This is a genomic window from Rhizobium sp. 1399, assembly GCF_031455475.1.
In the GTDB taxonomy this organism is placed as follows: Bacteria; Pseudomonadota; Alphaproteobacteria; order Rhizobiales; family Rhizobiaceae; genus Rhizobium.
In genome coordinates this window covers 130,095-143,053 of the sequence record NZ_JAVDSU010000002.1, presented here as the reverse complement: position 1 = coordinate 143,053, position 12,959 = coordinate 130,095, and the positions used below count along the sequence as shown (strand labels likewise).

Annotated in this window: 13 protein-coding genes; 3 read left to right on the top strand and 10 right to left on the bottom strand. The window is 59.6% G+C overall.

Annotation, left to right across the window (positions count from 1 at the left end; translation table 11 throughout):
• Window positions 1–3 precede the first annotated feature (3 nt).
• The 7 genes from J2X71_RS06655 to J2X71_RS06625 form a co-directional block, all read right to left on the bottom strand.
• Window positions 4–885 (bottom strand): intradiol ring-cleavage dioxygenase, encoded by an 882-nt coding sequence (locus J2X71_RS06655; RefSeq protein WP_310380340.1) that lies wholly within the window; start codon window positions 883–885, stop codon window positions 4–6.
• A 15-nt stretch (window positions 886–900) separates the two neighbouring features.
• A complete protein-coding gene (locus tag J2X71_RS06650) occupies window positions 901–1,959 on the bottom strand; it encodes an SDR family oxidoreductase (RefSeq protein ID WP_310380338.1) in 1,059 nt (352 codons plus the stop codon).
• 4 nt (window positions 1,960–1,963) lie between these two features.
• Window positions 1,964–2,947 carry a zinc-binding dehydrogenase gene (locus J2X71_RS06645; protein WP_310380336.1) on the bottom strand — a complete coding sequence of 328 codons (984 nt, stop codon included), beginning with the start codon at window positions 2,945–2,947 and terminating at the stop codon, window positions 1,964–1,966.
• Between the two features lie 10 nt (window positions 2,948–2,957).
• Window positions 2,958–3,971: a Gfo/Idh/MocA family oxidoreductase gene (locus J2X71_RS06640; protein ID WP_310380334.1), complete on the bottom strand. Its 1,014-nt coding sequence runs from the start codon at window positions 3,969–3,971 to the stop codon at window positions 2,958–2,960.
• Window positions 3,968–4,252, bottom strand: a complete 285-nt coding sequence (locus J2X71_RS06635; RefSeq protein WP_310380332.1) for a YciI family protein — start codon at window positions 4,250–4,252, stop codon at window positions 3,968–3,970. The genes J2X71_RS06640 and J2X71_RS06635 overlap by 4 nt, the downstream gene beginning before the upstream one ends.
• A gap of 67 nt (window positions 4,253–4,319) precedes the next feature.
• A complete protein-coding gene (locus J2X71_RS06630) occupies window positions 4,320–5,408 on the bottom strand; it encodes a 2,3-butanediol dehydrogenase (protein WP_310380330.1) in 1,089 nt (362 codons plus the stop codon).
• A 90-nt stretch (window positions 5,409–5,498) separates the two neighbouring features.
• The gene (locus J2X71_RS06625) at window positions 5,499–6,287 is read right to left on the bottom strand and encodes a glucose 1-dehydrogenase (protein WP_310380328.1); all 789 of its coding nucleotides are present in this window, start codon (window positions 6,285–6,287) and stop codon (window positions 5,499–5,501) included.
• A 480-nt stretch (window positions 6,288–6,767) separates the two neighbouring features.
• Between J2X71_RS06625 and J2X71_RS06620 the strand changes: the two genes are divergently transcribed.
• Together J2X71_RS06620 and J2X71_RS06615 are read left to right on the top strand one after the other, a co-directional pair.
• A complete protein-coding gene (locus J2X71_RS06620; protein WP_310380326.1) occupies window positions 6,768–7,694 on the top strand; it encodes an NAD(P)-dependent oxidoreductase in 927 nt (308 codons plus the stop codon).
• Between the two features lie 76 nt (window positions 7,695–7,770).
• The gene (locus J2X71_RS06615; protein ID WP_310380324.1) at window positions 7,771–9,492 is read left to right on the top strand and encodes an extracellular solute-binding protein; all 1,722 of its coding nucleotides are present in this window, start codon (window positions 7,771–7,773) and stop codon (window positions 9,490–9,492) included.
• Window positions 9,493–9,574: 82 nt separating this feature from the next.
• On the opposite strand, the gene J2X71_RS06610 is transcribed toward J2X71_RS06615, so the two are convergent.
• From J2X71_RS06610 to J2X71_RS06600, 3 genes are all read right to left on the bottom strand, one after another.
• Complete coding sequence (locus tag J2X71_RS06610; protein WP_310380323.1) at window positions 9,575–10,636, bottom strand: 2-dehydropantoate 2-reductase N-terminal domain-containing protein; 1,062 nt, start codon at window positions 10,634–10,636, stop codon at window positions 9,575–9,577.
• Window positions 10,637–10,679: 43 nt separating this feature from the next.
• Window positions 10,680–10,916 (bottom strand): ketopantoate reductase C-terminal domain-containing protein, encoded by a 237-nt coding sequence (locus J2X71_RS06605; RefSeq protein ID WP_310380321.1) that lies wholly within the window; start codon window positions 10,914–10,916, stop codon window positions 10,680–10,682.
• Between the two features lie 102 nt (window positions 10,917–11,018).
• Window positions 11,019–11,153, bottom strand: a complete 135-nt coding sequence (locus tag J2X71_RS06600) for a hypothetical protein (RefSeq protein ID WP_310380319.1) — start codon at window positions 11,151–11,153, stop codon at window positions 11,019–11,021.
• 506 nt (window positions 11,154–11,659) lie between these two features.
• Between J2X71_RS06600 and J2X71_RS06595 the strand changes: the two genes are divergently transcribed.
• A complete protein-coding gene (locus tag J2X71_RS06595) occupies window positions 11,660–12,913 on the top strand; it encodes an extracellular solute-binding protein (RefSeq protein ID WP_310380317.1) in 1,254 nt (417 codons plus the stop codon).
• Window positions 12,914–12,959 lie beyond the last annotated feature (46 nt).

Genomic DNA, 12,959 nt, shown 5'->3' with positions numbered 1-12,959 from the left:
CTCCTAGCGCGCCTGCCCGGTGCGCGTGAGGACGAAATCGAAATCGGAGCGCCATATCGTGTCGCCGTTCTCGACAGGTTCGAAAGGCGTGACCAGCGTCTTCTTCACGCCGAAAACGGTGTCTGATTGAAGGTAGGGGTCTTTCCCGACGAAAGTGTGCGTCACGAGCTTCTGAAAGCCGTCGGCGCGGACCATGTAGTGCATGTGGGCCGGACGATAGGGATGGCGTCCGAGCGACGCCAGCATCTTGCCGACCGGTCCGTCATCGGGAATGGGATAGGAAACCGGCTTGATGCCGACGAAGCTGTAGGCTCCGTCGGAGCCGGTGATAAAGACACCGCGATTGTTCCACTTCGGCTGGATATCGGGCTGCTGCACGTCGTAATAGCCTTCCGCATTGTCCGACCAGACATCGATGCGGGCGCCCGCTACCGGATTGCCGTTAAGATCGAGCACCTGGCCGGTGAACAGACAGCTTTCGCCCTTGCCGTCGAGGCAGATCTGATCGCCCATACGGCGTACGGGAGCGCCCTCGACATGGAACGGGCCGAAGACGGTGTTTTCGGTCGCCCCTTGTGGCCGCCGGTTGTTAATGGCGTCGACCAGCATGGAAAGACCGAGCGTATCCGAGAGCAGGATGAACTCCTGGCGTTCCTGCGTGCAGATGTGGCCCGTGCGGGTCAGGAAATCGATGCCGAATTCCCATTCCTCCTGCGTGAGCTCGATCTCGCGCGCGAAATTGTGGAGATGCTTCACGAGGGATGCCATGATCTTGGCGAGCCGCGGATTGACGTCCTTGGCCATGCGCGCATTGACGGTCTCGATCGAGTTTTCCTCGGTAAAATATCCCGCCGGCGAAACCGGTGCTGTGACGTCGGCACTCATGCGGTCCTCCTCCAATCAGGGTATGATGCGATCCGCGCGCAGGCGGTCGAAAGCGTCGGTGAAGGACTGGGTCGTGTCCTGATAATCCATGAAGCCGAGCTTGCGGCTGCGGCCCATATCGTTGAAGGTCTCGACCTGCCGACCGAGATCTGCGTCCGAATGCCAGAAGGAGGCGACCCGCGAGAGCGCATTGGGCTGCAGGTCATATTTTCTGACCATTCCGTTCCAGATCTCGTCAGCGCCCGCCATCTGGTTTTCGAGGGGGTCGGGCGCACCAGAATAGGGTGCTGCCTCAATGCCGAAATAGGCGGCGATCCGCGGCCACAACCATTTCCACCGGAAGACCTCGCCGTTGACGACGTTGAACGCGAGATTGGCCGCTTCCTTCGTGGTTGCGGCCCATCGAAGATGCCGGGCAAGCAGGCGCGCATCGGTGACATCGGTCGTCGCCTGCCATTGCTGCGGCGATCCAGGGAAGATGAACGGCCTTCCCGTCTCCTTGCAGATCGATGCGTAGATTGCGAGTGTTGCAGCCATATTCATTGCATTGCCGACGGCATAGCCGATCAGCGTGTGCGGCCGGTGGATCGACCAGGTAAAGCCGTCGCGGGCTGCGGCAGCAAACACCTCATCCTCCTGGACATAGTAGAAATTTTCCCCCGGCAGGCGCTCCTGCTCTTCGCGGAAAGGGGTCTCGGGCTGTGTCTTGGCGTAGGATTCGAACGGCCCGAGATAATGCTTGGTGCCAGTCGTCAACGCGACATGGCCGACACTTGCGCCCTGCAAGCCATCGAGCACATTGCGGACGATCGCCCCGTTCACCTTGCAGTTTTCCGCTTCCGTCTCCTGGCGCGACCAGGCAGTGATGAAGACGTGGCTTGGCCGCAGACCGAGCAGCGCACCACGGACGGAATCCGGATCGACGAGATCGCACTGAAGCGTTTGCACCCCGGCGATCGGGCTGACGGATCGGGACAGGCCCGATACGCCCCAGTCACCCGCGGCAAGCAGGAGTTCGGCTAGGTTGCTTCCGGTAATGCCGGTCGCGCCGACAATCAGGGCATGCTTTGTCATGGGTTCAACCGTTCAACAGTGTGATCTTGATACTCTTGGTCGGATCCTGTCCGAAGGCAAAGGCCTGGACCGCCTCCGTCAGTGCAAAGTCATGCGTCTGGATCGGCGACAGATCGATGCCTGTCCGTTCCAGAAAGCGAATAGCAGCCGGCCATACACCCGGTGAGCCGATGCAACCGCGCACCGTCAGGTTCTTCATCTGAATCTGGCCGATCACGACCGGCACCTTGCGGCCGATATTGATGCCGACCATCGACACACGGCCTTCCTCGCGCGCGTAGTCGAATGCTGCCGCAAGCGAGGCATCGTGACCGGAGGCCTCAATGACGAGATCGGCCCCCTTTCCGCCAGTCAGCTCGCGGATCGTCTCTGCAGCACCCCCGTCAGATGGATCGAGCGCGACGTCTGCGCCGAGCCGCTTTGCGACGTCCCGGCGCGAGGCAAGCGGATCGACGACGATCACGCGCGCGCCCATGCCGATGGCGGCTGCAGCCGACACAAGGCCGATCGTACCGCCACCCGAGATCACAACGGTTTCGCTGGCATTTGTCCCGCCGGAACGAAGGACGGCATAAAAACCGCAGGTAAACGGCTCGATCAGCGCGGCTTTCTTGTCGTCCACGGCGTCCGGCAGCTTATGAAGCCATTCCGGATTGACCGTGAAATACTCGCGGTCAGCGCCGCTGATCGAAAAGCCGAAATGATGCAGGCGCTCAGGCGTGCGCACCACGCATTCGCCGACAACGCGGTCTCCCTTGCTGAAGCCCTGGACGTTGCGTCCGACTTCGACAATTTCGCCGCTCCATTCGTGCCCTGGTGTCACCGGATAGGAGATCGGGATGATGTAGCGGCCGGCAAGCAGTTCATAATCGGAGTGGCAGATCCCAACCGCCTTGGTGTGGACGAGAACCTCGTTCGGCGACAGGTCCGGTATTCCAACCTCGGCGACGACGGGTTTTTCGGGAGCCTCGAAAACCAGAGCTTTCATGTCCTTCTCCTCAGACCTTCTCGAGCGTGCCGCTCTTTGCGGAGCGTACAATCGCTTCCAGCAGAGCGATGTTGTTGATCATGTCCTCACCGGTGATCGGATAATGCGCCTCGCCACGGATCGCCCGGGCGAATGCCCTCAGATTGTCACGGACCGGTTCGGCGGGTGGCAGCTCACGAACGGTGATCTTCTCGTTCTTCCAGCCTTCGGTCACCACCCAGCCATCGGGTGCCTCGACATGGGCCCTGTCGCGCACTTCGATCCATCCCTCCGTCCCGAAGACGGCGAAGCGGGAGATGAAGGGGGTGGCGAGCGTTGCCGAGACATAGGCCGTGCCGCCGCCTGAAAAACGGATGTGAGCACTCATCGTATCGCCCTGCGGGATGCTAGACGCGAGATTTTCGCAAACGACGCGCACGTCCGCGGCAGGGCCCATCAGCTTCACCGAGAGGTCGGTCAGATGGATGCCGGTCGCCGTCATGCCGCCTGCTGGCGCCTGATCGGCCTTCAGCCGCCAATTGGAGGGATCGAGTGCCAGAAACTTGTCATGGCTGAAATTCGCCTCGATCTGCAGAAGCCTGCCAAGCTTGCCCGATTTTGCAGCCTCCAGGATTGCAGCGATCGGCGGCTCGAAACGACGCTCGTGGCCCATGCCGAGGACAAGTCCCGCATCGCGACAGAGATCCACCGATGCCTGCGCGCCAGCCTTGGTCAGGTCCAGCGGCTTTTCGCAGAAGACGTGTTTTCCGGCTGCAACGACACGCGCGATCTGTTCCCGGTGCAGCGAATGCGGTGTCGCGAGCACAACGGCTTCGATCGTCGGATCCGCGAGCGCTTCCGCCATGTCATGGGAATATTGCAAGCCCATCTCGGCAGCAAAGGCGGCTGCGTCGGGATTGGGATCGATGCCGCGGACGAAATGCATTTTCGCGCCCCCGGCATTGACGAGGCTCGCCATCTTGCGACCCCACCAGCCGAGACCGACCAGCGCTGCGATGACGGGTTTATCTTCGCGCATGGTCATCGATTGTCCACTCGCTTGTTAAACGCGTGGATGTTGACGGTTTTCCAAACGCCGGCCTTGGTGAAGGGATCGGCCTTGTTGAACGCAACGATTTCTTCCTTGGTATCGGCCTCGAAAACGAAAAGCGAACCGATCATGGTCTCGTTGTCGTCGGCCAGAAGCGGACCGGAGATGACAGTCTTGGTCTTGCCGGTCGACAGATAGGCCTTGTGGGCGTCGTAATTGGCGTGGCGCTTGTCGACAGCCCCCTCGTGATCAAGGCAATGAACAACATAATGCATGTCTAATTCCTTTCGAATTCAGGCAATGGCGTGGTCGTCGAAGGTTTGGCGTTTGGAAATTCCTTGATCAGGCCTTCATGTTGACGAGGATCTTCATGTGGGAGGCGGCCGGATCGATCAGGGCCTCGAAGCCTTCTTCGACCACGTCCTCCGGGGCGATCTGCGCCGTGACGATCTTTTCGACCGGGAAGATTCCCGCTCCGATCATCTGCGCGATGCGCGGCCAGATCTGCACCGGATAGCACCAGGTGGCTTCGACGGTGATGTCCTTGAGCGCCCAGAGCATTGCATCGATTGCCGCCGGCCGGACGTGAAGCCCGACCTGCACGACCGTGCCCTGACGCCGGACGGCCTTGGCGCAAAGATTGAGCGACGCCTCGGCGCCGACGCATTCCAAGGCGACGTCGACACCGACGCCTTCCTCAGTGTGGCTGCGCAACAGCGCTTCGGTATCGGTCTCGCGCGGATCGAAGACAATCGCTTCAGGAACGAGCGTCTTGGCCAGCGCCCTGCGGTTGGGATTGAGTTCCGAGACGAAAATCGTCGTGGCGCCTGCCGCCTTTGTCGCCAGGAGCACGAGGGCGCCGATCGGACCGACACCAGACACCAGCACCGAGCTTCCGGAGGTGACGCGACCGCGATCGACGCCGTAAAGCGCGACGGCAGCAGGCTCGATCATCGCTGCCTGAACATCTGAGACGCTGTCTGGGACCGGAAAGACGTTATAGCCATTGACGACGGCGCGCTCGCCCATTCCGCCCCAGTCCCATGACAGGCCGACGCAGGCCATCTTTTCGCTGAGGTGGAAGAGCCCACGCCGGCCATAATAATCGTCGCGCGGCGAGATCAGCGGCTGGATCGAGACGCGCGAGCCTGGAGCAACATGCGTGACGTTCCTGCCGACCTCCAGCACACGTGCGGAAAATTCATGACCGAGGATCTGCGGCAGCGTGGCGCCGGAATAGACATGGGGGGTGGCCGGGGTGACGATCGGCCCTGCAATATACTCGTGGATATCGGTACCGCAGATGCCGCAAACCAGGGGGTCGATCAGCACCATGTCGTCGCCCAGGCGGCCGCTTGGCGCCGGCACGTCTTCGACGCGAATATCTTTCTTGGAATAGTACCGTACAGCCTTCATCTTCACGCCTTTCATGACGAACTTGTTATTGAGCCGCCGTCGCAGACCGGTCCGATGCCCAAAGCAAGACGCTTTCCGGTCGGTCCTTTCACAGCGCTTGCCCTTTTAAATCAGCACCATGCCGCCATCGACCATGATGGTCTGGCCGGTGACATAGTCGGATGCCTGGGAGGCGAGAAACGTCGTGACGCCGGCGATATCCTTGGGAAGCGATACCCGCCCCAGAAGGATCGATTGGGAAAAATCATTGATCGCCTGTTCCGGCTTTTCCGTCAGGCCGCGCTCGATGAACTCGCGGTCGAGCTGTTCCCACAGCTCGGTTTTGACGACACCCGGGCCGAAGCAGTTGACCGTGATCTTGTGTTCTGCAAGCGCGCGGGCAGCAGCCTGCGTGATCGCAACAACCGCGAATTTGGAAGCGCAATAATGGGCAAACAGCGGGTAGCCCTGCTTTCCGGCGATCGAGGCAGTGTTGACGATCTTGCCACCATCGCCCTGAGCGACCATTTGCCTTGCCGCCTCCTGCGTTCCGATCAGAACGCCGCGGCCATTGATCGCCATGATCCTGTCGAAATCCTCATCCGTCACCTCCATGAAGGGGCAGGTCTGACTGATGCCGGCATTGTTGAACATGACGTCGAGCCGGCCGAAACGAGATACGGTTTCGTCGATCAGCGCCCTGACGCTGGAACGGCTCGAGACATCGACGGCAATTGCAACCGCGCTGCCGCCCGCAGAGGAAATTTTTGATGCGGTTTGCTGCGCGCTATCAAGATTGAGATCTGCAATCACCACGCGCGCGCCATTTTCGGCAAGATCGGCGGCAATGCCCGCGCCTATACCGCGCGCCGCGCCGGTTATGACGACAACCTTATCGTTGACCAAGCCACTCATGGCATTCCCTCCTAATAGAATTCCCGTCGCTTCAGCTGAGACCGTCAGAAGTGACGGACAGGGCGAATGCGACAGGTTGCGGTGTGAGGGGATCCGACCAGAACGGCAGGCCGCCGCCTCATCTGATCTACCCCTCCCCTGAACTGTCCGAACCGCTGAGGACGCGGGATCAAGCGCGGAAGCGCTGGCTTCCGCGTCATCTCCAACATGTTGACGGCAATATTCCTCCCACAGGAACCGCCGTGCGATCCGAAGCGAAGGCTAGAGGATCAACCTGCGCTTCGACAAATCCTTAATTGTCCGAAATGGATATTTTCAATGCAGCAATAGGTCTTCGGCTGACGCTAGTATTTCTTCGGGAGGAGACGGCGCTCGCGCCGAGTTGAGGCATGTTTTCGCCCGGTTCGCTGGCGCTCCTTCGACATAGAGCTGCATCGAGAATTCCGGTTGGCGATCACCTCCGGGGAAGGAAGGTTTTGCATGAGCGAGACGTTGAAAGTGGGATGGGCCGGCATCGGCAAGATGGGCGCGCCGATGAGCCGGCGCGTCCTCGAGAACGGATATGCCTTGTCCGTCTATGAGCCACTTCCGGAAAACCGTGCTTCCGTCGTTGCGCAGGGCGCGAACGTCGCCCACAGCCTGGAGGATCTGGTCGAGGCATCCGACATAGTGATCCTGACCATTCCGAATGACGAGGTGCTGCGTCAGCTCACACTTGCACCCTCCACGCTTGTCGAACTGCTCAAGCCCGGCCAAATCCTGGTGGAGATGAGCACCGTTTCGCCGGAGCTTTCGGCCGAAGTTGCAGAAGCCCTTCACCGCAAGGGCGTCGACTATGTGCGTGCGCCCGTTTCGGGCAGTACGATCACCGCATCCTCGGGTCTGCTCTCGGTCATGGTCTCTGGTCCCGAACAGGCATATAAAAAGGTCGAGCCCGTTCTGGCGAGCTTTTCAGCGAAACAGTTCTATCTCGGCGAAGGCGAGCAGGCACGCTATCTGAAACTCGTGCTGAATGCGCTCGTCGGCGCAACGGCAGCCCTTCTTGGGGAGGCATTGACGCTTGGATTAAAGGGAAATCTGACCGTCGAGACCATGCTCAACGTCATCTGCGAGAGTGCTGTCTCGTCACCGCTGATCGCCTACAAGCGCGACCTGCTGGTCAACCGCAATTTCGATCCCGCGTTTTCCGTCTCACAGATGATGAAAGACTTCGACTTGATCCTTGGGGCGGCAAAATCCGATCATGTTCCGATGTATCTCGCCTCGATGATCCGCCAGCAGTACGAGGCAGCCTTCGCCGATGGTCTTGCCGAAAAGGACTTCTTCGTGCTCTTCGAACAATATGAGCGCCTTGCTGGCCTGGGCCGGGAAAAGGCTGCTGCTTCGCACACCCTCAAGGCCATTTAGCGCATTGACGGGGCTGGCGAGCGGAAGAGTTGCCGGCTAGTCTGATTGCAGGCAGCGCGACGGTTGGGAGGCCGACGTGAACGAATATGAAATGCTGCGCGTCATCGATTTCATCGAGAAAACACGCCGCCCCTTCAGAGAGGTCGTCGAAGCGGCCGATGATGATGCGATCTGGCTTATCGTCACGTTCCTGATCAAGTCGCATATTCTGAGCCAGCCTGTCTCGATCTCGACGCTCGGGCAGGAATCCGGTCTTCCCTATGCAACCTCGATGCGATTGATCAATCGCCTCATCGATGCCGGTTACATTCTCAAGGTCGCCAAGGGACAGACAGGAAAGAGCTTCGCGCTGCAGCCGAGCGAGCAATTGCTTCGCTCCTTCGAGCTTTATGCCCGCAAGACGAAATCCCTGCTCGCGCAGACATTGGGGCTGCGGGCAGGCGAGGAGGAGGATGAGTATTATTTCGGCGGAACACCGCTCGGCTCGCAAATCATCCCACCGATGCGGCTGGTGCAGAAGCGCGCGGAATCGCAGATCGAGCTTCGTTTTCTCCTGAACGACGATAATTATTTCTCCGCGATGCGCAACATGTGGGCCGACTTCCGCAGCAACCTCGCTTCGCGCAAGAATTTCGACCTTCTGCCGCTTCCCGACCTTTATCGACGTGCGCGCGAAAATGGCGCCAAGCGGCTTTCCGATTACGACGTCATCGCCATCAACATGCCCTGGCTCGGCGAATTCGCCGAGAGCGGCGTTATCAGGCCGATCGACCAATATATCCAGAAGACGGGCATCAACCCACTCGATTTCCATCCCTCCATCTGGTCTTCAGCGACCTGGGAAGGGCGTGACTATGGCGTTCCCGGCTATTGCACCATCGAGGTCCTTGCAGCGAGAAAGGACCTGTTTGCCGATGCGAGCCTGTCGTTCCCGAAGACATTCGATGATGTGATCAATGCCGGTCGCAAATTTCACGCTCCCGATGAGGGAATGTTCGGCGCGGTCTGGGATGGTGCGCGCGGCATGCCGATCGCCTCGAGCTTCCTGTTTTTCATGGGCGCCTGCGGTCAACCGGCGATTTCGCTGCGCAAGATCCGCGCGGGCTTCACGCTTGAGGGCGTCAACCTCGAAGAATTGAGCTGCACGATTCTGTCCGACGCTGGTTTTGCGGCGCTTGACTATATGCGCAGGCTGCTCGAAATCTCTCCACCCAAGATCCTTGAAATGGCTTGGGACCAGACGCTCGCAGTGTTCCTCAAAGGAAAAGCAAGTCTCGGCTATTTCTGGACCATGCGCGCGGCTCGCTTCGAATATGACGTCCAGTCGGTCGTCAAGCGCAGGGTCGAATATCTGCCTCAGCCCTCTGGCCCGGGCGGCACGCGCGCCTCGCCGATCGGGGGCTTTCTCTTCTGCATTCCGACAAATCTGCCCGAGGAACGAGTGGAACTGGCCGCCGATGCGATCGCCTGGATGGCATCGAGAGAAGCAATGAAAGCGCATGTGAAAAACGGATTTCCGGTCGCGCCGCGCTTTTCCGTCAGTGCCGATCCGGAGGCTGCCGCAAGTTCGCCGATCGTGCGTTTCGTGGACCAGCTCGCCAAGAAGAACCTTCTGCAGACCTGGCAGCGCCCAAAGATCCCACAATATACGACGATCGAGAAGGTCCTCGGCGAAGAGATCCATGAGGCATTGCTCGGCAATAAGACGCCGCGGTTTGCACTTGAGCACGCCGCCGCTCAAATTGAAGAAAACCTCAAATCCACGCAAAGGAGCTGGACACGGCAAAGCACGGTTTAGCCAATCAAAATGCACCGGCGATGAACGACGACGGGTGGCCGTGGATATTTACCACGGCCCCAAAAAGCCGCCTGTTCTTATCCTAGCTGTGTGCCATCACGGCCTGGTATGCCTCGATCAGTAGTGCTGCATTCTCCGGTCGCGCATCGATCTGACCGGCTTCGATATCAAAAGCCACGTCCATGACCCGTTGATTGACCGGGGCTTCCTGTCCGTGCACGCGCAGTATATCGACAACCCAGCCATTGACCTCCCCAACTTCCGCTCGGCGTCCCTTGCGCCAATCCTGCAGCGACGTCGTCAATGTGTCGGCCTGTGAAAAGGTCTTCAGCACTTCGTCGAAGATCTGATCGACATAACGTTCCGGATGATTGGTGGTCACCGGCGGCATGCCGATGATCGGAACGATTTTGGCTCCGTCGGCGAGTGCTGCCCGCATCGCCTCATATCCGGCGGCCCGCATGACCTCGAGCATGCCCGGTGCGCGCGCTGCATCGGCGAGCGGCAGATTGATAATGGCCGACGGAATAAGTTCGGCGGCATTGACGACAAGCTTCATCCACTTGGCGGAACGAATGTCGTCCATCACTTCGACCGTGCCGGAATTGCGCAGCAGATCGGCGACTGCTTCCACGCGATCCTGCGTCTTCGGATCGAGCGCGCCGAGCGCAAACCAGGACGTGTCATGATCGTTCTGCCGGTTGGTGACGCCGGGCACGAACATATTGGAGGCGATTTCGATGACGGCGCCGATCGTCCGCTCGCGGCCGACCACGTCGGCAATATCCTCATGCGTCATGCCGTTCTGGAGACCGACGACCAGCCCATCAGGCGCCAGACATGGCTCGATCAGCTGGCATGCCCATTTGGTGTCGTAGGCTTTTACCACGAGGAACACGACATCGAAGGGTTCCTTGATTTCGGCGACCTGACACAGGTGTAAAGCCGGGACCTTCGCATTGATGGTGCGTTTCGGCAGGTTCACCGTGATGCCCTTTTCACGGATCGCCATCACATGCTCCGGCCATTGCTCGATGAAGGTGACATCAAGGCCTGCCAAGGCGAAATCCGCCCCGATGGACGCGCCTTGCGCGCCCGTTCCAACAAATGCAATCCGCGGACCGCGCGTCTCATCCCAACCCATGAACTTCTCCTCTCATACTGTTGCTCCGGCCGGTAACGGCCATTCATGCCTCGATAAGGGTGGCGTTTGGCGGTTGCGCCGAAAGGCTGCCGCGCTCGATGGCGCGGGCGATCTCGACGATCCGTTGATTGACAGGCGCGCTCTGGCCCGCCCTTTTCGAGGTTTCGACCACGTGACCGTTGAGATCGAGGACCTCCGCGCGCCGTCCCTTGCGCCAATCCTGGAGAGCGGTCGTCAGCGTATTCGACATCATCAGCAACCTCCCCTGGCGATGATCCATCACGCTACTCGGTTAGAGGCCGATGTCCGTGGATACGCCGAAATCCTCCCGAGATTTCGTAAGAGATCGTAGGAAAAATCTCCAAAATGTGAAACGACGCAATTATCCATTCTGGATGCCGGGCGTCGTCCAATCACGCAGCCCGACCTCCGAGCCGGGCGAGATCGTCCGGGCCATGACTGGCTGGTGCAGCCTCGCGGCGATGGACGCCTCAAAGTCCGTCATATCGAGACGCATGGCGCCCCGCCCTCGACCGCACGAAGGTCTGCTCGGCTTGCCCGGTCCTACACAAACCCATGAAGGCATGTAGAGGCGCTAGAGCTACGGCCACACGTTGCTGAAGCGCTCACTAAAAGTGACCGCGAACAAAACTGAAGCGTTTCCGCGATTGCTTGGCAGCTAATGCGTAGCGGCGATCAAGGTCGGATTCTCTCTCAGTCAGGATTAGACTAGCGCCCGCCACGAAGGGAGGGCTTAGTCCGACCGTAGTCACACCCCGGCGTGGCGCAGATTTTCGGCGTCTCTCAATCGAGGCTGGACGCCGAAGCTAGAAGGCGCCAGGTTTTCCAACCTGAAATAACCATTCCAACAAACGGATCCTCCCCGGCCGCGGCCGCCCCCAGGGCCTCAACGAAACTGGCAGCGATCATAAGACGCCCATTCCTATGGTTAGCTCATCATACCAGTTGACATGTCAATGAGCATCCGGCAAGAAAGGCTCCAGCTTACAAGAGGAGGACGTAATGCTGACGCTTTCTGCAAAATTGAAGTCTTCATGCATGGCCGCCATCGCAATTGCGGCTGTTGCGGTCACCCCCGTCAAGGCCGAGGACATCACGCTCTGGACGCTGAACTTCGACAATAATGCCGCCAACGTCGCGTTAAAGAAGGTTGCGAGCGACTTCGAAGCGGCAAACCCGGGAACCCATATCGAGATCGTCCAGCGCGCCGTCGACGAGCACAAGACGGCGCTACGCGTCGCTGCCGGTTCCAACCGCGGCCCGGACATCTATTTCAGCTGGGCAGGCCTTGGCCTCGGCGGCGAATACGTGAAGGCCGGCCTGTCGCTGCCGCTCGACAAGTACTACACCGAATACAAGTGGAACGACGAGCTGCTTCCCTCTGCGGCTGCCTTTGCCGATCTTTATCCGGGCGGCAAGCACGGCACGCCCTTCACCTTCAAGGGTGAGGCCGTCTATTACAACAAGAAGCTCTTCCAGCAGGCCGGCATCACCGAAGAGCCGAAGACCTATGACGAGCTTCTGGCCGCAGCCGACAAGCTGAAGGCAGCCGGTATTCCGGGCTTCACCTTCGGCGGCACCGTCAACTGGCACGTCATGCGCCTGATGGATGTGATCCTGGAAACCAAGTGCGGTGCTGAAAAGCACGACCAGCTGAAGCTGATGAAGCTCGACTGGTCGAAGGAGCCCTGCGCGACCGACGCGTTCACCGAATTCGCCAAGTGGACGAAGGACTATACGCTGCAGCCTTTCATGGGCATCGACAACAAGCAGTCCTATAGTCTCTTCACCGCCGGTCGCGCGGCGATGATGCTGGAAGGCGACTGGCTGGTCGGCCAGCTGTCCGGCAGCGGCGTCAATCTCGACGAGTACGGAATCTTCCCCTTCCCGACCAACACCAACCGTCTCTACGGTTTCGCCGAGTACAACTACATCAGCACCAAGACCAAGAACCCGGACATGGCTGCGAAATTCATCGACTACTTCCTGTCGACGAAAGTGCAGCAGGATCTCGTCGGCCAGATCAGCTCGATCTCGGTCAACAAGAATGTCCAGTACACCAACCAGAAGCCTCTGGAAGCCGAGTGGCTGGATATTTTCAAGACCTACAGCAAGATCTACATGAATGGCGACCAGGCCTTTCCGCTTGACGTGACGACGGAATATTTCCGCGTCATCAACGATGTTGCCTCCGGCAGCATCGAGCCGGCCGCAGCAGCCAAGCAGATGCAGGCCTTCATCGCCGGTAGAACCTAACTCCTCCCGAGACGCCGGCTGGCCGACACAATGTCGGTCGGCTGGC